The organism is Allobranchiibius sp. CTAmp26, assembly GCF_017565405.1.
Lineage (GTDB): Bacteria > Actinomycetota > Actinomycetes > Actinomycetales > Dermatophilaceae > Allobranchiibius.
Map to the genome: position 1 here is coordinate 43191 of NZ_JAGEKR010000014.1, position 21291 is coordinate 64481.

The window sequence follows — 21291 nt, forward strand, 5'->3', positions numbered from 1 at the left end:
TCAGCGCCCGCCGGCTTGGCGAGTGATGTAGTTGACGGCCACGAACGATTCGAAGGCCGCCAACGAGTTGTCCGACTCGATGCGGATCGTCCGGGTGCCGATGCGCTCAGCGCCCTTGACCCAACTGCCGACCTCGGCCATGTCGCCGGTCTGGACGTCCAGGTCGAGCTGCACGGGATGGGTCAGATCCACGCGCGCCAGACTCCTCGACGTGGCACGCTGCACCGCCTCCAGGGCGCCGGCGCGGATCATCCTCCGGGAGACGGTCGGGTGGACGTTCTTCGCACTGAACCGGGAGTCGGAGTACTTCGTGACGACCTGCACGGCGTTACGTGCGAACGGTGCCGTCTGCAGCTGGGTCGCGTCGTCACCGGTGACCAACCCGATCGGTACCGAGTAGTGGTCGGCGACCAGTGCGTTGATGCCGCTCTCGCCCACTTCCATGCCGTTCACGCGTGCGGCGGAGAAGACCTCGGGGTTGTAGGTGTGCGAGAGCGTCGAGGCCGCACCGGAGATCGACCCGTGATAGCCGACGAAGAAGATGACGTCGAAGGAGTCGTCCAGCTGCTGCATCATGTAGTGCTGCTTGTGCCTACCGGAGACGTACATCACCTCGTGGGCGAGCGCGCTCGGATCCAGGTTGCGCATGGTCGAGTGCGAGTCGTTCACCAGGATCTCGTCCGCGCCGCCCTCGACGGCGCCCTCGATCGCCGCATTGACCTCACCGAGCATCAGCTCGCAGCCCAGCGCGTACGCCGCCCCGCCCTCGCGGCACTGTTCCCAGTCCACGATCCCGGCGACGCCCTCGAAGTCGAACGAGATGTACACCTTCATGCTGACTCCTTCGTTGCTGCGATGGACCGTGGTTGCAGCGCGCCGGCGAACAGGCATGCGGCCAGATGATCGGGCGCACCTGCCGGCTCCAATGTCGGGTCGGTGTCCCGACACGACGACTGCGCGTGGGCGCACCGCGGGTTGAACCTGCACCCCGGCGGCAGGTGGATCGGGCTGGGCGGTTCGCCCTCGATGGCCGGCGCGCGCTCCAGATCGGCAGGCCGCATCCGTGGGACGGACGCGATCAGCGCCTGGGTGTAGGGGTGTTGCGGCGCGGCGAACAGGGCCTGCACCGGCGCGACCTCGACGATGCGGCCCAGGTACATCACCGCGATGCGGTCCACCAGGTGCTGGACGACCGCGAGGTTGTGCGCGATGAACAGGACGGACAGTCCGAGCTCCGAGCGCAACGACCGGAACAGATCGAGGATCGTGGCCTGGACCGACACGTCGAGAGCGGAGACGGGTTCGTCGGCGACCAGCACCTCCGGTCGCACCGCCAGGGCCCGGGCGATCGCGATGCGCTGCCGCTGACCACCGGAGAACTGGCCGGGATACGCATCGAGTGCACTGTCGTCCAGACCCACCAGGCCCATCAGCCGGGAGACTTCCTTGTCGATCTGGTCCCGCTCCACGATCTTGTGGACCCGGAGCACCTCCGCCAGCGTCGACCGGACGGTCAGTCGAGGGTTGAGGGAGGAGTAGGGATCCTGGAACACCATCTGGATGCGTCGGTGCTCGCCGGCGTTGCGCCGTATGCCGATCTCCTGCCCGTCGGACAACACCCGCCCGGAGGTCTGACCTGTCCCTCCCGCGATGATCTTCGCCAGCGTCGACTTACCGGATCCGGACTCCCCGACCAGCCCCACGATCTCCCCGCGCTGCAGCTCCAGGGACACCCCGTCGAGGGCCCGCAGGATGTTCCTTCGGCTGCCGTACTGCTTGGTGACGTCCTCGACGCTCAGCGCCTCGTTCACGCCCGAGATGGTGCTCATGCGTTGACCTCGAAGATCTCGTGGACGCGGTCGCAGGCCGTGAGCCTGCTGTCCGCCACCGGGGCGAGTTGCTTGGCACTCGTCGTACACGCCTCGACGACGTGGCGACAGCGCGGAGCGAAAGCGCACCCTGGGAGCGGGTGGGTCAAGGACGGCGGCAGTCCCGGGATGGGCTTGAGCATCCGCTCCGGATCGTCGAAGTCCGGGGCGGATTCGAAGAGGGCCTCGGTGTAGGGATGCAGGGGCGCGCGATACACGTCGCGGACGCTCCCCTGCTCCATGATCTGCCCGGCGTACATCACGCTCAACCGGCTGCACGTCTGGCTGATGACGGCCAGGTCGTGGGTGACGAACACCAGGGCGCTGCCCATGTCCTCGCACAGCTGCGTCAGCAACCGCAGCACCTGGTCCTGGACGGTGACGTCCAGCGCGGTGGTGGGCTCGTCGCAGAGCACCAACGCGGGCTGACACGACAGCGCCATCGCGATCATGACCCGTTGCCGCAGGCCGCCGGACAGCTCGTGCGGGTAGGCCCTGGCCCGCCGGACGGGGTCGGGGATGCCGGTACGCGCGATCATCTCCACGGCCAGATCCATCGCCGCCTTCTTCGACAACCCCAGGTGACGTCGCGGTCCCTCGGCGATCTGCGCGCCCACCCGCATGGTCGGGTTCAGAGCGGTCATGGGCTCCTGGAAGATCATCGACAGTTTCGGGCCCATGATCTGCCGACGTCGACCCGCGGACATCGTCAGCAGGTCCTCGTCGCCGAACCAGGCCTGCCCCTCGATCACCTCCACGCCTCGCGGCAGCAAGCCGGCGATGGCCTTCAGGGTCATCGACTTGCCCGACCCCGACTCCCCCACCAGGCCGTACCGCATGCCGGCACCGACGTCGAAGGAGACGTCGCGCACGAGCGGATCCCAGTGGCCCTCACTGCGGCGGATTCCGAGGCTGACGTGCTGCACGCTCAGCACCGGTTTCAGCTGTGTGTCAGTTGGCACTACCTTCTCCGCTCCGGGGACAACAGGTCACCCAGGCCGTCGCCGATAAGGGACAGTCCAAGACCCGTGATCACGACGGCTATGCCAGGCAGCACTGCCATCCACCACAAGGTGGTGATGAATTCCTGCGCATCGGAGATCATCGATCCCCATTCAGCCGTCGGCGGGGTGATTCCCAGACCGAGATACCCCAGGGTCACGATGACCATGATGTCCATGATGATGTCGGACATGGCGTACGTGATGGCCTGGCTCACGACGTTCGGCCCGACGTGCCGAGCCAGCACACGCATGTTCTTCAGCCCGCCGAGACGCGCCGCCTGCACGTATTCCTGCCGGCGGGCGACGATCACCTCACCGCGCACGATCTTGCAATAGGAGACCCAGGACACCAGGGCGATCGCCAGATAGATGCTGCGTTCACCAGAACCCAAGACGAATACCAGGGCGATCACGAGCAGGTACAACGGGAAGGCGTAGAAGACATCGACCACCCGCATGATGATGATGTCTATCCACCCCCCGTAATAGCCCGCGATGGCACCGAGGATGGACCCGACCACGAACGGGATGAGAACCGCGAGGAAACCGATCTTGAGGTCGACCCGGGCGCCGTACAGAAGACGGGACAGCACATCACGACCCAATTTGTCGGTCCCGAGCCAATGCGTGCCGCTAGGGCCCTGCAGTGCCTGGTCCAGGTTCTGGTGAAGCGGGTTGTCCGGGGAGATGAGCGGGGCCAGAACGGCCAGCAGCACCATGATCCCGACGATGATCAGACCGGCGACGAGGGAACCGTTCTTGTACCAGGGACGCAACCGGCGAGAGGCCGGTTGCCCGCCGCGACGCGATCGCCGCAGCGTGGCGACGGCGCTCACACCTCAATCCGTCGCGTGAGATCGACGCGTGGATCCAAGAGTGTGTAGACGATGTCCGTGAGGACGCCCACCACCACGACGAAGACGGCGACGAACAGAGCCACAGCCTGCACGGACGGGAAGTCGCGTGCCTGGATGGACCCGATGAGCAGCGAACCCAGTCCGGGAATGGCGAAGACCTGCTCGATGACGAGCGTGCCGCCCACCAGATACCCGACGTTCACCCCGACGATGCTGACGGCGGGGATCACCGCGTTCCGCAGGACGTGACCGGAGAAGAGGGACCAACCGCCCGCGCCTTTCGACCGCGCCGTCGCCACATAGTCGCTTTCCAGGACGTTCAACATCGAGGACCGCAGGCTGCGGATGATGACCGGTGACACGGAGATAGCCAGTGTCAACGCGGGCAGGAACAGGTACCAGAGGTGTTGGGAGAACGTCTGCCCGTAACCACCTACGGGGAACCACTTGAACCCGACCGCGAAGACCAGCAGGAGCATCACCCCCACCCAGAACTGGGGCATGCCCAGCCCCACCAGCGGCACCACCCGCACTGCGTGATCCCGGGCTCCACCGGGGCGACTGGCGGCCCACGCCGAGAGCGGCACGCTGATGATGAGCATCAGCACCACCGAATACAGGACCAGCGTCAAGGTCACCGGCACACGCTGCAGGACCAGACTCAGGACCGAGGTCTGGTAGGTGTAGCTCTGCCCGAGATTGCCGTGAGCGAGGTTGCTCAAGAAGTGCAGATACTGCTGCGGCAGTGACTCATCGAGACCCATCTGCTTACTCAGCGCCGCCACCCTGGCCGGGGTCGCCTGCGCGCCGAGAATGGATTCAGCCGGATTTCCCGGAATGAGGTGCACCAGCAGGAAGACCACGACGGTCACTCCGAACGCCACCGGCACCGCCTGCAGGATTCGCATGGGAACGAATTTGAGTCGTCCTAACATGAGATCAGCTCTTCTGTCATCGGACGGCCGCTGCGGTGGATTACTTGCTCTTCCACACGTCGGCGAGCGGGTAGTTGCCGAGCGGGGTGACCTGGAACTTGTGGACGTTCGAGGAGACCCCGTACGCGAACGGTGCGTAGTACAGGAACGCCAATGGGGCGTCGTGTGCCGTCACGTTCTGCAGTTGGTTGTAGAGGGCGGCTCGTTTGGTCGGGTCCACCGTCTGCTCCGCCTCGCGGTTGAGCTTGATGGCGGTCGCACTCGAATAGTTGGTGTACGCCGACTTCGCACCGCCGGCGGGGTCCACCGCGAAGCTCGTCCATTCGTCAGGGTCGGGGATATCCATCGTCCACGCCGACAGACCCATCTCGTACTGCATGTTCTGCTGAGCGTTGTGGTTCGCGGTGGGATCCAGCTGTTTGATGGTGACGTTGATGTTGTACGGCTTCAGGTCGCTCTGGATGATCTGCGCGGTGGTCAACTTCGACGCGTCGCCGGACGGGATCAGCAGCGACGTACTGAAGCCGTTGGGGACCGAGGACAGCGACATCTCCTTCTTCGCCAAAGCCGCATCCTTGGTGATTCCGGGCGTGCTCTTCTGATAGAACGGCACGCCGGGCATCAACAGCGAGTTCGCGGCCGTCCCGTGATTGAACAGGACCGCCTTCACGATGGACTGGCGATCGATCATCGCGGAGATGGCGCGGCGTACGTGGACGTCCTGGAACGGCTTCTTCGCCTCGTTGAACGCGACGTAGTCCAGCTCGGTCGAGGGGAACGTCTTGGCGTTGACCGCAGACGACCCCACCGACTGGAAGGTCGACCAGTCCGGGTACTCATCGATATCGGCCTGCCCACCCTGCACCTGGAGCTTGCGGGTGTTGGAGTCCGGCACCACGTTGAACGTCACCGACTGCAGGTGGGGGTATCCGGTCTGCCAGTAGTTGGGGTTCGCGACGAGCTTCAGGTACTGCCCGCGCTTCCACTCCCCCCACTTGAACGGTCCTGTTCCGACGGGTGCCTGGTAGAACGCGTCCATCGTCTTGCCGCCGTAGTTGTTCGGCACGACCGCGTTGGAGAACAGCGCGAGGTCGGCGATCAGGGGCGCCCAGGGGTGCTTCAGCTTGACGACGACGACGTACTTGCTGGGTGCCGACACCTGCTTGATGGCGCCGTTGATGTAACCCCAACCGGTGGACGCGTACTTGGTGTCCTGGTCGATGGAGAACTTCACGTCGGCCGATGTCATCTCGGTGCCGGAGGAGAACTTGATGCCCGGCTTGAGATTGATCGTGTAGGTCATCTTGTCGGCGGAGATCGTGTAGCCCTTCGCCAGCAGAGGAGTCGTCCCCTTCCCGTCGGCGGTGACGGTGAAGAGCGGCTGCAGCATCTGCTCGAAGGTGAAGATCGAGGTGTTGTCGAAGGTCAGGATGTTGTTCATGGACTTGGCGTCCTGGGCACGCGCGACGACCAGGTTCCCGCCCTTGACGGGAGTGCCTCCGTCGGTCTGGGCCCCGGAGGCACCGCCCGCGGCGCCGCCCGAACATGCACTCAGCGCAACGCTGCCGACCGCGAGCGCACCCACTGTGGTCAGACTCAGAACTTTGCGTTTCATGGCCTACTCCTCGATGTCGGACGACCTGGGACCCGCGGTGCCAGCGCTCCGCGGGTCGTTGTGTCGAACGTAGGGACGCCGCTGGTCCGGGACCAGGAGGGTGGACAGGTCGTTATGCAAACGTTATTACAGATGTGTCTTGCACTCTGATTCGGTGTGGTCTGGTTACATCTGTTACGCGCAGTCGCGACCCGTCCCGTCCTGGATCGTCAGTTGGAGGCTCTTGGATGCCCGTCGATACCCCCGCGTCGTCCACGGTCGACGCACGGGTGCACCAGATGATGGACGGACTGAGCGACGCCGAACGACGCGTCGCCCGACAGCTCCTCGCTGACTACCCGGCGTGTGGACTCGGCACCAGCCACAGCCTCGCCGCGGAGGCCGGGGTGAGCGCACCCACGGTCGTCCGTCTCGCCACGCGGCTGGGCTTCACCGGGTTCAGCGACATGCAGCGGGCGCTGCGCTCCGAGGTCTCCACCGGGGCCAGCAGCCCGGTGCAGCGCACCATCGCCCAGAGCCAGGATCCGCATGGGCCGACGCCGTTCGCGGAAGCGATGCAACGGCGCGCCGATGCCATCACCGCCACAGCGCGCCGGATGCCCCCGTCCGAACTCGACTCGGCCATCGGCCTGATCACCGGCTGCACCAAACAGGTCCTGATCACCGGCGGCTTCTTCTCCAGCTCGATCGCTCAGGTCCTCGCCCTGCAGCTCTCCCAGGTGCGCGGCGACGTCGTGTACGTCGACGATCCCCTCCGCCACGACGCGGGACTCATCCTGGACGCCCGAAGGCGTTCTGTCCTCGTGCTGTTCGACCTGCGCCGCTACGAGCCGGCGGCCCTCGAACTCGCCCAGCAGGTCAAGGCAGCCGGTCTCGACGTCATCCTGATCACCGACCGGTGGATGTCACCGGTCGCAGCCGTCGCCGACGTCGTACTCACTGCGGAAGTCGAGGCCGTGCCGTTCGACACGTTCGTCGCGCTGCTCGCGTTGGTCGAGACCATCGTGGAGTCCGTGATGTCCCGCGTGGGTTCACAGGGCATCCGTCGAATGCGCAAGTGGGAGGCCCAGGCGGTGGGTCATACCCGAGCCCACAACACCAACCCACCGCGTCAGTGACCACCGGCCGACCAACGAGGCCGGGTTCGCGAACAGACCGCAACGAGGAGACACGATGACCGAGACCCTGCAGCACAAGACAGCGATCGTCACCGGATCAGGCAACGGAATCGGTCGGGCCATCGCGATCGCCCTCGGGGCCGCCGGGGCACGGGTGATGGTGTCGGACGTGCTGGTCGACGATGGTGAACGAACCGTGCAGGAGATCGTGGACAACGGCGGCGAGGCCGCCTTCACGGCCGCCGACGTCTCCGATGCGGATCAGGCGCACGCGTTGGTCCTCGCCACGGTCGAGCGCTTCGGATCCATCGACGTCCTGGTCAACAATGCCGGCATCGGTGGCGGCAAGCTGCGCCTTCACGAGATCGAACCGGCAGACTTCGACCGCGTCATCGACGTCAATCTGCGGGGCACCTTCCTCTGCACCAAGTACGCGCTGCACCACTTCCTCGAGCAGGGCAGCGGCTGCGTCGTCAACACCGCGTCGACCTACGGACTCATCGGTGCACCGAACGCGGCCGCCTACTGCGCGTCCAAGGCGGCGATCATCAATCTGACCCGTCAACTGGCCGTCGACTACGGTCACGACGGCCTCCGGTTCAACGCCATCTGTCCGGGATACATCGACACGGGCCTCGGACGCCGCGGCCCCCAGTTGTCACCCGAGGAATTCGACGCGGCGACCGCAGTCCGAGAGAAAGCCGCCAGCATGCAACCGCTGGGCCGCCAGGCCCAGCCCCGCGAAGTAGCGAACCTCGCCGTGTTCCTGGCCTCCGACTCGGCATCGTTCATGACCGGTTCGATCGTCACCGTCGACGGCGGCTGCACGACGACGTTCAACTACGGCGAGGCCAGTAACTGAGGCAGATGGCCAGAGGCGGATCTGCCTACGGAACCGGCGCGGGCTCGCTCACGGTGTTGACAGACCGGACGCGTTCCTTTGATGGCCGCGCACCTCGTCCAGTGACTCGAGACTTCGACGCGACGACCGACTCGGTCTTGAGATCGCTATCCGTCAGCGGGGTGTGGAGCACTTGTCCTGCTCGTCAGTGCGTGGTGACAGTCTTGCCGCATGACCACCATCAAGATCAATGCCATCACCGTCCCAGCCGGTTCGGGCGGTGAGCTCGCTCACCGGTTCGCCGCTCGAGCTGGCGCGGTCGACAACGCCGACGGCTTCGAAGGTTTCGAGCTGCTGCGCCCGACCGATGAGAGAGACCAGTGGCTGGTCATCACCCGCTGGCGCGACGAGGAATCCTTCCAAGCCTGGGTGAGCTCCCCCGCGTTCGCCGACGGTCACCGTTCAGCCGTGGAGCGGGCGGGAGGCGATGCTCCGCGCCCCGTTTCCACCCACAGCGAGGTGTGGAACTACGAGGTGGCGGGTGGCTCGAAGGCCACTTCGAACGGATAGTGACCGGGCCGACCATGCGGAACACCTTCGCAAGGTGTCCTGGACACAGAGGGCTCCAGCTCGCCGTCCAGTGTGCGTGGTCTCGCCGAGTTCCGGATCGTGGGCTCTCAGGCCGGGGTCAGAGCCTCTGCGAGCGTGCGGTGGATCTCGGTGATCTTGTCGGCGGTGAGTAGTCCATCGCCTTGTAATTGGGGGTAGAGCTTCTTCGGCCAGAGGGCCTGCACGCCGCGGGTGGTGAACGCGCCGCCGAACAGTGGCCATTCGGCCTCGACGAAGCAGAGCACTCCAAGGACTGGGATGTCCTCGGACAACAGGCTGCGTACCACGTCGACCTGCTTGAGCACTCCGTCGACCAGCTTCGTGCAGTCGCGAGAGCCGACCAGCAGGCGTTCAACGCGAGGCCGCAGGACGCCACCCTCGACCTTCAGTTGAGGACGCCCACCGTACTTCTTGGCATCGATGACGAAAACGCCACTCGCCGTCACAGCCAGGTGGTCGATGTTCGCTCTGCTCCTGGGGATTCTTCGATCATGCAACAGCAGCAACCTGTCGCAGCGCAGCCGGTCCAACCCCTTACCGAGCCGCTCCTCTCCCCGCGCTCCGACGTCCCACGCCCTCGTCGACTGAGGGGCCTCGCTCACCGCGAGCAGGAAGCCGCCGAGCTTGGGGTGATCCGCCCGGACCCGCTCCTCACGCTTGGCCCTACGCCGCTCGAACTCGCGACGAGCCGACGCCCCTGCGACGCCCGACGCCGACGCAGGCGGCGCAGCGCGGACCGGCTCAGCGAGCACCGGGGCGACCACATCGCCCACTGGCCGAGCTTCCGCACCAAGGGCATTCTGGTCATGAGTGATGCAGCGGACCCTCTTCATCGTGCGCTCGTAGATCGCCTCGCTCCTGGCGGGAAGATCGATCCCACAGACACGACACACCCCGTCGTACCGCAGACGCATCCGCGTCTCCCCAGCTCCGCTCTGCACCGCGCCACCGTATCGATCGGCCACGCCGCTTGGTGTTATCCGAGGTAGACGCTTCGGACGTGGTCGGTCTCGTCGATTCCCAGGTTGACGCGGGTCGCACAGTAATCCGCGGTCACTGCGTCGCCGGGTCGGATCACGCGCACGTAGAGGCCGCGCTGGGTAGCTATGTCGTCCGCGCTCTGGGCGGTCATGCCGACTAAGCCTGCTGCGCGCTCATGGACCTCGCGTTGTTCGTCAAGTCTCTCGTTTCCTGCTTCGGCGATGCTCACTCCGCTGGGTGGAGCAGCCGGTGCGAAGTCCATGTCGACCATGTACTGGTAGAGGTGAGCGTCGATCTCGAGACTCTGGTTAGACCTGGCGGCTTCGTCGATGGCTTCCTGTAGGGACTCGACGGCGAGGGTGTCGCGGGAGTCGTAGCGGGTGGGCAGTGAGACCGACCAGACGACGGGGTACCCCGTGGGCGCGTTCATCCAGGCACGGGCACCGCTCACTCGTTCGCGCGACTTGGACTTGCGGGCGTTCGTCACGAGCAGAGTATGCAACGAAAAGCTCCTCCGAACAGTCGATGTGCGAACGACGAAGCCCGCAGTGGCGCAACGGCTCTGAGCGCGCCTTTCCGCCGCGAGTGCCCGGCTCCGCCGCAACATGTTGCCCGAGCACCTGCTGGATGAAGCGGGCACCGAGATCCCCAGCTACCGGGCGATCGCAGGTCAGGGGGCATCGAAGGACTGCACTGCGCACCATTCCTTCTCACAGCGGACGCACTCACTTTCCACACCCCCCAAGCTGGTCGATGACCCTTAATGGTCGTTGTCCCGACGCGCTGCCAGCAGGTCGAGACACTGCCTATAAGCCCCAAGGAGGCTGCGATGACTCAGCTCCCGCACGATGACGGTCGACACCACGCGCACCCCAGCGGGTCCTCATGGGTCCGCATGGAGCGAGATCCCGGACGGGCCGGGCACCGCAGGGGACGACGACTGAGTGCGGCAGCGATCGCGGCGGGGATCGCCATCGGCGCGGGCGCGAGCGCCGCCGTATGGGCTGAGCAGAGCCCCACGGCACCGTCGGCAGTGGTTCCCAGAGTCACGACCAGTGCAGGGTCCGGTGGCCTGCCAGCAGGTGGCCGCGGGTTCGCACCTGGAGCACGCGGTCAACTCAATGGCCCAACCGCCACTGCTGACTCCTCGACGCTGCCGCGGGCCACGGCAGCCGAAGAGGTGGGCGTCGTCGATATCGACACCGTGCTGGGCTACCAGAACGAGTCCGGCGCAGGCACCGGAATGGTGCTGACCTCAACAGGAGAGGTGCTGACCAACAACCACGTCATCAACGGCGCCACCAGCATCAAAGTGACCGTGGTCAGCACCGGGGTCAGCTACACCGCCACGGTGGTCGGCACCGACCCCACCCAGGACGTGGCCGTCCTGCAGCTGCAGGGTGCATCCGGCCTCGCAACAGTGAAGACCGATTCCGCCTCGGTCGGCACCACAGACCAGGTGGTGGGAGTCGGCAACGCCGGTGGCGCCGGTGGCACACCCAGCGCCTCCACCGGCAAGATCACGGCCACGAACGCGACCATCACCGCCTCCGATGAGGACGGGTCGAGTGCAGAGACGCTGCACGGGCTGATCCAGATCGACGCCGACATCCAACCCGGTGATTCCGGGGGCCCGCTCTACGACACGACCGGGCGGGTCGTGGGGATCGACACAGCGGACCAGGTCACTACCGTCGGAAGCACGACGAAGGGATACGCCATCCCAATCGGATCCGCGCTGCGCATCGCGACCCAGATCGAAAGCGGCACCACGAGCAGCACCATCCACCAGGGCTATCCAGCATTCCTGGGGATCTCACTGTCCAGCAATCCCACCGACTCCACGACCGGGGCCATGGTGGAGCAAGTACTTCCCAACACAAGCGCCATTGCAGCCGGTCTCGCTTCCGGCGACGTCATCACCGCCATCGACTCACACCAGATCACCGGCCCCACCAGCCTGCAATCCACCCTGGCGACCTACCGACCCGGCAAACGTATCCAACTCACCTGGACCGACCAGGAAGGACAAGCACAGTCGGCCACCGTCGTCCTGACCGCAGGCCCTGCCAACTGACGAACGCCAGCTCATCCACGACACGTCAGCGCGGGTCGACCGCCAGCGACCTGCGTGCCTCGGCTGGCCATGTCCTTGCATTCGAGTCGATGACAACCTGCCCCGCGCCTGACTCAGCTGCTTCTCAATGCACCGGGACCCACAACGGCCCCGACCTGCACTTCTGCAGCTCAAAAGCTACGTCGGTCGGCTCCCCGGTCGGACTCGAACCAACCTGAGTCCTTCCGCCGCGAAAGCGCGTTGATTGTGCGAATCGAGCCTGAGGCGCGATTGCTGGCGATGGTCGGCTGCGCGGCCGTATCCGAGGCACAGACCGCGGCAGCCGCGCCGAGGTGCTAGCTGCCTCTCACGATGATGCTGTCGAATTCTGCTCTCCCAGCCGTGAGCACCGCATGGTCTGGCGATCGGCGCGTCAGCCAGGGCTCCGGATCGCGCGCCTCGATGATCCGGTAGCCGTCGACGGTGGTCTCCATCCGCCAGGCCGGCCCAAGCTGCAGCGGGCCATGCGCCGGGGTGAGCATCTGCAGCGCGAACACGTCTGGCACCAGAGTCTTCGGAGCGTCCAGGACATCCTCCCAGTAAGGAGAATACGGTGGATTGGTCAGGGCCGAGAAAAAGTTTCGCCACCGATGCACGATCATCCTGTTCGGATTCACCGCAGCGAATGTGACCCAAGCGCGACACCGAGGGAAGAGATCTGCAAAGCGCTCCAGCTCGCGGGCTCGATCTTCAGCGTCCTGGCAGCTCACCGAGGCGAGCACGCAATCACGGTTGAGCACCACCCGCCGGAACGTGCCCTTCTCGAACGTCACGACAGCGATGTCGGAGGTCCACCGTAGGGCCCTCTCAAGATCGCTCCGGACGCGTACTGGCTCGATACGACGGTCTCGCTTCCAGGTCGAGATGAAAACACGGCTGGCGTGGCCGACCCCGACCCATGCCAGTACCTCGTCAATGAGCGCCGGCGGGGTGTCCGCCGGTGGGTACTGAGCGGGAGGGACGACGTCCCGATCGCCCAAGCGCAGTCCCGCCGTGAGACCCGTGATCTCAGGTTTGTCGATCCCCGATCGTTGAGTCGGGGCGCGCACCAACTCTCCGACGATCCCCTCCCACACAGGATGCTGGGCAAAATGACTCAACAGCTCGGCCAGCCGCGCCCGACGAGGTCCGCGATAGGCGATCCGCACCATCGCGTCCTCTGACCACGGCACGGGGCCGTCCAGATCGATGTAAGGCTCGGGAAACCTCACTCGCGCGTCGGCCAACGCTGCCGCTACACGATCGGCGAGTGAGAGCCCACCACGGCCGGGATGGTCAAGCCGAACCAGCAGGTCGAGGTACTCCCCCCGCTTCGTCAGAGTGAGCTGCTCGGCGTCAACAGCGAGCATCGTCATCCCCCGCGCTGATCTTCAGGGTGTCGGTACCGGTGGCGTCGTTTGTTCGTCGCCAGCTCACCTCATGAACGACGCAGCGGACCGTCCACATGCCGCGCGTGTCGGTCGCCTCGCTTCTGCCTTGACGATCTACCCCACTGATCCCGGGGAACCGCAGGCGCATCTGCCTCTCCTCGGTTGCCGCCACCGTACGTCCAGCGGCTCGCGAGGAAGGCGAAACGGCACACCCCATCGATGTGTCCTACCGCTGTAAGTGCCCTGCGCAGGAACCACCAGGAGCACCACGCTCCGTGAGCGCCGAAAGTCCGAGCCCGCGAATGTGTCGCGGGCGGCTCCACGAGGCGTGGTTCATGTCCGCAGTTTCGGGTCAGCGTGCCGTGCGCAGGTGCCTCGATCCGACACGTATCCGACACGAATCCCGAATGACACAGCCCCTGACCTAGCGTTTCCGCAGGTCAGGGGCTGTTCCGTACTCGTGGGCGATACTGGGATCGAACCAGTGACCTCTTCCGTGTCAGGGAAGCGCGCTACCGCTGCGCCAATCGCCCAAAATCATGGGTGGAGCGGACAACCGGGCTCGAACCGGCGACCTCAACCTTGGCAAGGTTGCGCTCTACCAACTGAGCTATGTCCGCCTGCTGCACTCCCCGGCGTTCGCCCGGGTGAACAACGAGGGGAACTGTAGCCGAGGTGGTGCCCGGCACCCAAAACGGCTCCCGGGCGCGGCGCGTCCCGGGTCGTTCCGGAGCGACACGTCACCCCCAGAACGCGGCGACCTGCGCGGCTTTGGAGCGACCGACGGCACGCCCGGCCTCGGCGGACGGTGCACGGGTGGCCGGAGACAGCGGGTTGCGCCCGAACGCCGCCATCGACCGCACATTCGCCGATACGACGAGTACTCGCGCATCCGCCGGCGCGACCACGTCGGCCTCCAGGTCACCGAGCAGCGACGGCGCACCGGGCAGGGTCGGGGTCACCACGAGGATCCGGTCGCAGCCGGCCGCGAGGTCCACGTTGGTGCCCGAGCGCATCCCACCGTCCATGTAGCGTCGCTCGCCGATCGACACGGGTGGCCACACGCCTGGCACCGCACAGCTGGCCGCCACCGCGTCGACCAGGCTCGTATCGCCGTGCGGGGTGAAGGTTGTCAGCTCACCGGTCGCGGTGTCGATCGCCGTGAGGATGAGCCGACGGTCCGGCCAGTCCAGCGACGGCAGCCGCGCCTCGATGGCCGCACGCCGCTCGGCCTCGGACACCGTGCGGGCTGCCAGGGCCAGCTCACCGAACCGGCGACGAGCGACCACGGGCGACTCGGCCCCGCGCGCCGCCGCCTCGTACGAGGCCGCCAGCGCCTCCGCGTCCAGGTCGACCTCGATCTCGGCCGTCTCGGAACGCAGCTGAGCGGCGTACAGCTCCTCCAGATCGACACCGGAGGTGATCTGCGCACCCACGGCCGCACCCGCCGAGGTGCCGATGACCACGTCGACGTCCACGAGAGCGGGCCGCAGGTCGGGCGCCCCGTCGCGCAGCCCGAGCAGCACTCCCAGCTCCCATGCGATGCCGGCGACTCCCCCGCCGGCGAGGACCAGTGCTCTCATCGACTCTCCCTCTCGCGTGTCACCCGCGAACTCTCGCAGCTGTCGGTGACACCGGGCATGCTGGGCGCTGTTCGCCGCACCGAGCCGTTGCAAGCCTCGCCGCGTCTCGGGCCCCCGCCGAGACCATCACTCAGGAGACCCCCACCCATGGACATGCGCCTCGAGCTCGTCCCCCTGCCCGTCACGGACGTCGACCGCAGCAAGGCGTTCTACGTCGACCAGGCGGGGTTCGTCCTCGACCACGACATCGAGCCGGGCAACGGGATGCGCATCGTGCAGCTGACTCCCCCGGGCTCGGCCTGCTCGGTGGTGATCGGCGTCGGGATCAGCGACCCGAACGCCGGTCGGCTGTCCGGCCTGCATCTGGTGGTCGACGACATCGCCGCGGCCCGGGAGGAGCTGCGCACCCGAGATGTCGACATCTCCGAGGTGCAGGACATGGGTGGGGTGAAGTACTCCTACTTCTCCGACCCGGACGGGAACTCATGGGCGCTGCAGGAGATCTCACGCCGGAGCCCCGAGCCCACGACGGCCGGCGATCCTGTCTAGAACATGCTGGAGGTGGCGACGGGATTTGAACCCGTGTAGACGGCTTTGCAGGCCGTTGCCTCGCCTCTCGGCCACGCCACCACGTCCGGGACGGTCGCGCCGCGAGGCGCTGACCGGTCCCGGAGCAGAGCGGACAACCGGGCTCGAACCGGCGACCTCAACCTTGGCAAGGTTGCGCTCTACCAACTGAGCTATGTCCGCATCTACACGTCAGCGGAAAGGGCCGCCGAACGCTCCGCGAGGTTATCCGATCGCCCACAGCGAGTCCAACCGCGCCCACCCTGTCCAGCGGTTGTCCGCAGATTCGTGGCGACGGGGTCACGAAAGTGCGGACAACCGAGGCGGGAGCGCGGTCGGCGCGGGCTACGAGTGGGACGTCTGCGACGCGCGGGACGACGCGCCGGACACAGAGGCGTCCACCGCCTGCAGTCCCGGCGGCGGCTCCTCGATCGGCGTCTCCCTGCGTGCCCGGATCCACGCGGCGCGTCGACCGGGCAGCCGGGCGGCGACCGGCTGCTCGTCGCCTCGGGACCGCGCGTCCATCCAGCCACGCGCCCGATCGCGGACCGTCGGCACCTCGCGCATCGGCCAGATGCGGGCGGCGGAGGCATTGAACGCGGCCCCGATGAGCACCCCGATCCCGAGGAAGTAGAGCCAGATCAACACGACGATGGTCGCTGCCAGCGGCCCGTAGATGCTCACCCCGTTGATCGACGCGCCGAGGAACCAGCGCAGCGCCATGGAGGTGACGACCCAGATGGCGAGGGTCATCGCGGCCCCCGGAAGGGCGCGTACCCAGGGCGTACGCCGCGGCGTCGCGATGTAGTAGAGCGTCGCGAAACCCAGGATCGTGAGGCCTCCGACGAGCGGCCAGTAGAAGTTCATGAGGAAGAGGACCTTCGCCGGCAGCCGCTGCTCCAGCAACCCGGGGCCGACCACGATGAGCGGCACGACCAGGGCGCCGAAGACGAGCGTCACGAAGTAGAGCGACAGGCTGAGCACCCGGGTGCGCACGATCCCGCGGCGCCCGCCCTGCCCGTACATGATCGAGATCGTGTCGAGCAGCACGTTCAAGGCACGTGATCCTGACCACAGGGACAGCACGAACCCGACGGACACGACATCCGGTCGTCCGCCGCCCAGCGCCTGGCGCAGGGTCGGGACGAGCACCTCCTGCAGGCTGTCCTCGGTCAGGAAACGGGACGCGTACCGCACGATGCTGTTGGTGACGTCCTGACGTACGCCGGCGCCGAGCCAGTTGCCGACGTACCCCACCAGACCCAACAGCCCGTAGAGCAGTGGCGGGAAGGAGAGCAGGGCGAAGAAGCCCGCTTCCGCGGCCAGACCGGTCACGCGGTAGCGCATGCAGATGCGCACGGTGGCGAGCACGAGCCGGACGAGTGAGACCAGCCCGGGCACCCGCCCGAGCTGCTCGCGTACGGCCCGCCGGTTCAGACCCACGGGAGGTGGCGGGCCTGCGTGCGTTTGGTCACGGGGGCCACGGTAGCCGTCAGGAGTCCCATCTCCATGCACCATGATGGTCCGATGGACATTTGGCCCGGTCGCCCCTATCCCCTCGGCGCAACGTTCGACGGCAGCGGCGTCAACTTCGCTCTCTTCTCGGAGGTCGCCACGGGGGTCACCCTCAGCCTCATCGGCGAGGGCAGCAAGGAGACCCGTCACGAATTGACCGAAGTCGACGGACACGTCTGGCACGGGTACATCCAGGGCGTGCAGCCCGGGCAGCGCTACGGCTACCGCGTCGAAGGGCCGTTCGACCCGGAGCAGGGGCAGCGCTGCAACCCGGCCAAGCTGCTGCTCGACCCGTACGCGAAGGCGATCGACGGGCAGATCGACGGCCACGAGTCGCTGTTCTCCTACCGCTTCAAGGACCCGAAGAAGTTCAACGACGACGACTCCCTCGGGCACACGATGACCTCGGTGGTCATCAACCCGTTCTTCGACTGGGGTCACGACCGGCCGCCGCAGCACGAGTACCACAACAGCGTCTTCTACGAGATGCACGTCAAGGGCCTCACGATGACCCACCCGGACGTGCCCGAGGAGATCCGCGGCACGTACGCCGCCGTCGCGCACCCCGCGATCATCGAGCACCTGAAGGAGCTCGGCGTGACCGCCGTCGAGCTGCTGCCGGTGCACCAGTTCATCCAGGACACCACCCTCACCGACCAGGGGTTGTCGAACTACTGGGGTTACAACACCATCGGCTTCCTTGCCCCGCACAACGCGTACGCCGCGGCCGGCACCGACGGCCAGCAGGTCACCGAGTTCAAGACGATGGTCAAGGCACTGCACGACGCCGACATCGAGGTCATCCTCGACGTGGTCTACAACCACACGGCCGAGGGCAACGAACTCGGCCCGACCATCTGCTTCCGCGGCATCGACAACTCGGCGTACTACCGCCTGGTCGACGATGCGAAGGAGCACTACTACGACACGACGGGCACCGGCAACAGCCTGCTGATGCGCCACCCGCACGTGCTGCAGCTGATCATGGACTCGCTGCGCTACTGGGTGCAGGAGATGCACGTCGACGGATTCCGCTTCGACCTCGCCGCAACGCTCGCCCGCCAGTTCCACGAGGTCGACCGGCTCTCGGCGTTCTTCGACATCATCCAGCAGGACCCGGTCATCTCCCAGGTCAAGCTGATCGCCGAGCCGTGGGACCTCGGTGACGGCGGTTACCAGGTCGGCAACTTCCCGCCGCTGTGGACCGAGTGGAACGGCAAGTACCGCGACACCGTGCGCGACTTCTGGCGCGGCGACGGTGCGACGCTCGGCGAATTCGCCTCTCGGCTCACCGGTTCCAGTGACCTGTACGAGCACTCCGGTCGTCGCCCGATCGCATCGATCAACTTCGTGGTCGCGCACGACGGATTCACGTTGCGGGACCTGGTGTCGTACAACGAGAAGCACAACGACGCCAACGGCGAGGGCGGCAAGGACGGCGAGAGCCACAACAGCTCCTGGAACTGCGGAGTCGAGGGCCCCACCGACGACCCGGACATCAACGCGCTGCGTCAGCAGCAGGAGCGCAACTTCATCGCGACCCTGCTACTCAGTCAGGGTGTCCCGATGCTCGCGCACGGTGACGAACTCGGGCGCACCCAGGGCGGCAACAACAACGTCTACTGCCAGGACAACGAGATCGCCTGGGTCGACTGGGAATTGGACGACTACGACCAGTCGTTGCTCGACTTCACCCAGCAGGCCATCGCGCTGCGGACGGCGCACCCCACGTTCCACCGGCGTCGCTTCTTCCAGGGTGCCGCGACCCGTGGCGGCGCCAGCGACATCGGCGACGTCATCTGGTACTCCCCCGGTGGTTCGCCGATGAGCGAGGAGGACTGGACCAACGGCTACGCCCGCACGCTGATGGTCTTCCTCAACGGCGCGGAGTTCCGCACCCCGGACCCCGTGGGCCGTGACGTCACCGACGACCACTTCCTGATGCTCTTCAACGCCCACTACGAGGACGTCGACTTCGTCGTGCCGAAGGACGTCCCGGACGCTACGTGGACGATCGCGCTGCGGACCTCGCCGGTCAGCGAGGAGGAGGCCGAGGCGGTGCACGCTCCGACGTTCGCGCCGGGCGAGAGCATTTCGCTCCCCGCCCGCTCGATGCTGGTGCTGCAGAGCCCGCTGAACTGATCCCGTCCCGCCGACGCCCCTGAGTGGGTTGTCGGCGGACGAACACCCGGTGGGTTGCGGCGGTGCGGTCACGTTCCCGCGGCGTCAGCTGCTCGCGAGTCGCGCCTTCTGCTCCGACACGTCGTACGACACCGCGGGCCACTGCGGATCCATGGCGCGCAGGTGGTGCAAAAGCAGGTGATGCACCGCGAAGCGGGCGTACCACTTGTGGTCGGCCGGGACGACGTACCAGGGCGCGGCGTCGGTCGAGGTCTTGTCCACGGCGATCTGGTAGGCCTCTTGGTACGCCGGCCAGAAGCCGCGCTCGTCGACGTCGTTCGGGTTGAACTTCCACTGCTTGTCGACCCGGTCGAGGCGCCTCGCGAGGCGCTCGCCCTGCTCGTCGCGCGAGACGTGCAGCATCACCTTGATGACGGTGGTGCCGTTGTCGGCGAGGGTCTGCTCGAACCCGTTGATCTGCCCGTACCGGCGCCCGATCGTCGCGGGAGGCACCAGGTTGTGCACCCGGGCGATGAGCACGTCCTCGTAGTGCGAGCGGTCGAAGACGCCGACGCTGCCGGCCGGCGGAAGAGCGTTGCGGACCCGCCAGAGGAAGGGATGGCGCAGCTCCTCGGGCGTCGGCTTCTTGAACGCGTGGTGCGTCACGCCCTGCGGGTCCAGCGATCCGACGACGTGCCGCATGATGCCGCCCTTGCCGGAGGTGTCCATGCCCTGCACCACCAACAACACGTTGCGCCGGCCGCCCTGCGTGCTCTCGGCGTACATCCGCTCCTGCAGGTCATCGAGCTCGACCGCGGTCGCCGCCTGCTCCGCCAGAGCAGTCTTCTTGCCCTTCGTGAATCCAGGCGTCGATGCGGGGTCCCGGTCGGCCAGCACGAAACCCGGCTGCGCCCGCAGCGCCTTCTCCACCGTGGTCGCAAGGTCCTTGGCAGCTGAATTCTTGCCCATGCGGGTCTCCCTGGTCACTGGCGGTTGCTTGGATGGCACAGTGCGCCAACTCTTTCCACGCCCTTCAGCCGAGCTTAGCGACGTCGACCTCGCGCGGCTCTACTCCTCAGGACCCGCGCCCGAGGGCTCCGAACCGCGGGTGCGGCTCAACGCGGTGTCCACGGTGGACGGCGCGGCTGCGGGCCCGGACGGCCTCTCCGGGTCGATCGGCTCCCCCGCCGACCGCCGGGTCTTCGACGTGCTGCGCGCATGGGCAGACGTCGTACTCGTCGGGCGTGGAACGTATGTGGCAGAGGGTTATTCGGCCTTGCGCACCCGTGACGACCTGGCGTCCTACCGCGTGGGTCGGGCACCGCACCCGCACCTCGCTGTGCTGACGTCATCACCACTCGCGGCGCAGGCAGCGGAGTCGGGTCGGGGAGCTGTCTTCGCCGTGGCGGGCGCGCTGCACGACGTGATCTCCGGGCTGCGAGAAGACGGGATGACGCGGGTGCTCTGCGAGGGTGGCCCGCACCTCGCGAGCTCGATGCTCGCCGCCGGACTGGTCGATGAGCTGTGTACGACGACCACGCCGATGACGCTTTCAGGCAATGCGATTCGCACGCTGTCCGGCACCGCGCACCGGTCCGACCTGGAGCTGGTGTCGCTCCTGGAGCAGGACTCGACCCTCGTCGCGAGGTGGCGGGTCACGACAGCGCAGTGACCGTACGCCGCTCCCCCGCCGTACGCATGACGAAGCCCGCGACCGTGGTCGCGGGCTTCGTCACGGGTGCTGGCTGGTCAGCCGATCGACTCCGGCTCGTTGCTGAGGTCGACCTTGGCGACGGCCTGCTTGCCCTTGTCGGCCAGGTAGGACTCGGCGGCGACGTAGGCGCCACCGAGGGCGAGCGCGGCAGGCACCCGGCCCAGCGGGAGCAGCCGGGCGAAGCCGATCAGGGGAACCGATGCGAGGCCGACGATGAGGCTCGGCAGGGCGATCTTGGCGATCTGCTCCTGGTCCGGTGGGATGGGCAGCCCGCTGGTCGACACCGTGAACGCCCTGGGGCTGGAGGGGTCCTGCACGATCGTCGCGGCGTACGCGCCACCGACCAACGCCACGGACAGGAGCCGCCGCTTGGGAAGTGCACTCGGCAGCAGGACACCGAGTGCGAGTGCTGCGGCAGGGCCGGCGGAGAACGGATTGACCTTCACGTGGCTTCACTCCTGGTGCTCGGGGTCATGC

At 66.7% G+C, this 21291-nt stretch carries 20 protein-coding genes and 4 tRNA genes; 7 read left to right on the forward strand and 17 right to left on the reverse strand.

The features are described from left to right. From J4030_RS10405 to J4030_RS10430, 6 genes are read right to left on the reverse strand one after another with little or no spacing between them, the layout of a single operon-like run. The gene (locus tag J4030_RS10405; protein WP_208049162.1) at window positions 1-834 is read right to left on the reverse strand and encodes a M55 family metallopeptidase; all 834 of its coding nucleotides are present in this window, start codon (window positions 832-834) and stop codon (window positions 1-3) included. Next, window positions 831-1829 carry an ABC transporter ATP-binding protein gene (locus tag J4030_RS10410; RefSeq protein WP_208049163.1) on the reverse strand — a complete coding sequence of 333 codons (999 nt, stop codon included), beginning with the start codon at window positions 1827-1829 and terminating at the stop codon, window positions 831-833. Before J4030_RS10410 ends, J4030_RS10405 begins: the two co-directional genes overlap by 4 nt. Then, window positions 1826-2830 carry an ABC transporter ATP-binding protein gene (locus tag J4030_RS10415; protein ID WP_208049164.1) on the reverse strand — a complete coding sequence of 335 codons (1005 nt, stop codon included), beginning with the start codon at window positions 2828-2830 and terminating at the stop codon, window positions 1826-1828. The genes J4030_RS10410 and J4030_RS10415 overlap by 4 nt, the downstream gene beginning before the upstream one ends. Beyond that, window positions 2830-3708 (reverse strand): ABC transporter permease, encoded by an 879-nt coding sequence (locus tag J4030_RS10420; protein ID WP_208049165.1) that lies wholly within the window; start codon window positions 3706-3708, stop codon window positions 2830-2832. Before J4030_RS10420 ends, J4030_RS10415 begins: the two co-directional genes overlap by 1 nt. After that, window positions 3705-4664 (reverse strand): ABC transporter permease, encoded by a 960-nt coding sequence (locus tag J4030_RS10425; RefSeq protein WP_208049166.1) that lies wholly within the window; start codon window positions 4662-4664, stop codon window positions 3705-3707. The genes J4030_RS10420 and J4030_RS10425 overlap by 4 nt, the downstream gene beginning before the upstream one ends. 40 nt (window positions 4665-4704) lie before the next feature. Then, on the reverse strand, window positions 4705-6279 hold the full coding sequence (locus tag J4030_RS10430) for an ABC transporter substrate-binding protein (protein ID WP_208049167.1): 1575 nt from the start codon (window positions 6277-6279) through the stop codon (window positions 4705-4707). 227 nt (window positions 6280-6506) lie between these two features. On the opposite strand from J4030_RS10430, the gene J4030_RS10435 reads away from it, so the two are divergent. The 3 genes from J4030_RS10435 to J4030_RS10445 all read left to right on the forward strand — a co-directional run bounded on the left by J4030_RS10435 (window position 6507) and on the right by J4030_RS10445 (window position 8808). Then, the gene (locus J4030_RS10435) at window positions 6507-7397 is read left to right on the forward strand and encodes a MurR/RpiR family transcriptional regulator (protein ID WP_208049168.1); all 891 of its coding nucleotides are present in this window, start codon (window positions 6507-6509) and stop codon (window positions 7395-7397) included. Window positions 7398-7452: 55 nt separating this feature from the next. Beyond that, window positions 7453-8259 (forward strand): SDR family NAD(P)-dependent oxidoreductase, encoded by an 807-nt coding sequence (locus J4030_RS10440; protein ID WP_208049169.1) that lies wholly within the window; start codon window positions 7453-7455, stop codon window positions 8257-8259. Window positions 8260-8469: 210 nt separating this feature from the next. Then, entirely contained in the window at window positions 8470-8808 is a 339-nt protein-coding gene (locus J4030_RS10445; protein ID WP_208049170.1) for an antibiotic biosynthesis monooxygenase, read from the forward strand. Window positions 8809-8915: 107 nt separating this feature from the next. Here J4030_RS10445 and J4030_RS10450 read toward each other — a convergent pair whose 3' ends face one another. After that, entirely contained in the window at window positions 8916-9620 is a 705-nt protein-coding gene (locus tag J4030_RS10450) for a nuclease-related domain-containing protein (RefSeq protein ID WP_307864653.1), read from the reverse strand. A 203-nt stretch (window positions 9621-9823) separates the two neighbouring features. Continuing rightward, a complete protein-coding gene (locus J4030_RS18515) occupies window positions 9824-10315 on the reverse strand; it encodes an I78 family peptidase inhibitor (protein ID WP_208049171.1) in 492 nt (163 codons plus the stop codon). Between the two features lie 693 nt (window positions 10316-11008). Here J4030_RS18515 and J4030_RS10460 point away from each other — a divergent pair. After that, complete coding sequence (locus tag J4030_RS10460; protein ID WP_208049172.1) at window positions 11009-11905, forward strand: S1C family serine protease; 897 nt, start codon at window positions 11009-11011, stop codon at window positions 11903-11905. A gap of 335 nt (window positions 11906-12240) precedes the next feature. Here J4030_RS10460 and J4030_RS10465 read toward each other — a convergent pair whose 3' ends face one another. The 4 genes from J4030_RS10465 to J4030_RS10480 all read right to left on the reverse strand — a co-directional run bounded on the left by J4030_RS10465 (window position 12241) and on the right by J4030_RS10480 (window position 14897). After that, window positions 12241-13299 (reverse strand): hypothetical protein, encoded by a 1059-nt coding sequence (locus J4030_RS10465; RefSeq protein WP_208049173.1) that lies wholly within the window; start codon window positions 13297-13299, stop codon window positions 12241-12243. A gap of 476 nt (window positions 13300-13775) precedes the next feature. Next, a tRNA-Val gene (locus tag J4030_RS10470) sits at window positions 13776-13847 on the reverse strand. Window positions 13848-13858: 11 nt separating this feature from the next. Further along, window positions 13859-13934 (reverse strand) — tRNA-Gly (locus tag J4030_RS10475). A gap of 120 nt (window positions 13935-14054) precedes the next feature. After that, window positions 14055-14897, reverse strand: a complete 843-nt coding sequence (locus tag J4030_RS10480; protein WP_208049174.1) for a patatin-like phospholipase family protein — start codon at window positions 14895-14897, stop codon at window positions 14055-14057. A gap of 147 nt (window positions 14898-15044) precedes the next feature. Between J4030_RS10480 and J4030_RS10485 the strand changes: the two genes are divergently transcribed. Next, window positions 15045-15446: a VOC family protein gene (locus J4030_RS10485; protein WP_208049175.1), complete on the forward strand. Its 402-nt coding sequence runs from the start codon at window positions 15045-15047 to the stop codon at window positions 15444-15446. Window positions 15447-15453: 7 nt separating this feature from the next. Here J4030_RS10485 and J4030_RS10490 read toward each other — a convergent pair. The 3 genes from J4030_RS10490 to J4030_RS10500 form a co-directional block, all read right to left on the reverse strand. Beyond that, a tRNA-Cys gene (locus J4030_RS10490) sits at window positions 15454-15527 on the reverse strand. A gap of 47 nt (window positions 15528-15574) precedes the next feature. Then, a tRNA-Gly gene (locus tag J4030_RS10495) sits at window positions 15575-15647 on the reverse strand. 162 nt (window positions 15648-15809) lie between these two features. Continuing rightward, window positions 15810-16907 (reverse strand): YihY/virulence factor BrkB family protein, encoded by a 1098-nt coding sequence (locus J4030_RS10500; protein WP_307864654.1) that lies wholly within the window; start codon window positions 16905-16907, stop codon window positions 15810-15812. Window positions 16908-16991: 84 nt separating this feature from the next. On the opposite strand from J4030_RS10500, the gene glgX reads away from it, so the two are divergent. After that, entirely contained in the window at window positions 16992-19121 is a 2130-nt protein-coding gene (gene glgX, locus J4030_RS10505) for a glycogen debranching protein GlgX (RefSeq protein WP_208049177.1), read from the forward strand. An 84-nt stretch (window positions 19122-19205) separates the two neighbouring features. Here the strand turns inward: glgX and J4030_RS10510 are convergent, their stop codons facing one another. Beyond that, window positions 19206-20069: a PPK2 family polyphosphate kinase gene (locus J4030_RS10510; protein ID WP_208049178.1), complete on the reverse strand. Its 864-nt coding sequence runs from the start codon at window positions 20067-20069 to the stop codon at window positions 19206-19208. 40 nt (window positions 20070-20109) lie between these two features. Here J4030_RS10510 and J4030_RS10515 point away from each other — a divergent pair, with 40 nt between their 5' ends. Beyond that, on the forward strand, window positions 20110-20772 hold the full coding sequence (locus tag J4030_RS10515) for a dihydrofolate reductase family protein (RefSeq protein WP_208049179.1): 663 nt from the start codon (window positions 20110-20112) through the stop codon (window positions 20770-20772). A gap of 77 nt (window positions 20773-20849) precedes the next feature. Here J4030_RS10515 and J4030_RS10520 read toward each other — a convergent pair whose 3' ends face one another. Further along, the gene (locus tag J4030_RS10520; RefSeq protein ID WP_208049180.1) at window positions 20850-21260 is read right to left on the reverse strand and encodes a hypothetical protein; all 411 of its coding nucleotides are present in this window, start codon (window positions 21258-21260) and stop codon (window positions 20850-20852) included. Between the last annotated feature and the right edge of the window lie 31 nt (window positions 21261-21291).

Bases quoted from the DNA above. Each gene is read 5' to 3' on its own strand.
- J4030_RS10510 (WP_208049178.1), bottom strand. From the start codon at position 20,069: ATGGGCAAGAATTCAGCTGCCAAGGACCTTGCGACCACGGTGGAGAAG.
- glgX (WP_208049177.1), top strand. From the start codon at position 16,992: ATGGACATTTGGCCCGGTCGCCCCTATCCCCTCGGCGCAACGTTCGAC.
- J4030_RS10425 (WP_208049166.1), bottom strand. From the start codon at position 4,664: ATGTTAGGACGACTCAAATTCGTTCCCATGCGAATCCTGCAGGCGGTG.
- J4030_RS10410 (WP_208049163.1), bottom strand. From the start codon at position 1,829: ATGAGCACCATCTCGGGCGTGAACGAGGCGCTGAGCGTCGAGGACGTC.
- J4030_RS10435 (WP_208049168.1), top strand. From the start codon at position 6,507: ATGCCCGTCGATACCCCCGCGTCGTCCACGGTCGACGCACGGGTGCAC.
- J4030_RS10485 (WP_208049175.1), top strand. From the start codon at position 15,045: ATGGACATGCGCCTCGAGCTCGTCCCCCTGCCCGTCACGGACGTCGAC.
- J4030_RS10440 (WP_208049169.1), top strand. From the start codon at position 7,453: ATGACCGAGACCCTGCAGCACAAGACAGCGATCGTCACCGGATCAGGC.
- J4030_RS10465 (WP_208049173.1), bottom strand. From the start codon at position 13,299: ATGACGATGCTCGCTGTTGACGCCGAGCAGCTCACTCTGACGAAGCGG.
- J4030_RS10480 (WP_208049174.1), bottom strand. From the start codon at position 14,897: ATGAGAGCACTGGTCCTCGCCGGCGGGGGAGTCGCCGGCATCGCATGG.
- J4030_RS10405 (WP_208049162.1), bottom strand. From the start codon at position 834: ATGAAGGTGTACATCTCGTTCGACTTCGAGGGCGTCGCCGGGATCGTG.
- J4030_RS10445 (WP_208049170.1), top strand. From the start codon at position 8,470: ATGACCACCATCAAGATCAATGCCATCACCGTCCCAGCCGGTTCGGGC.
- J4030_RS10430 (WP_208049167.1), bottom strand. From the start codon at position 6,279: ATGAAACGCAAAGTTCTGAGTCTGACCACAGTGGGTGCGCTCGCGGTC.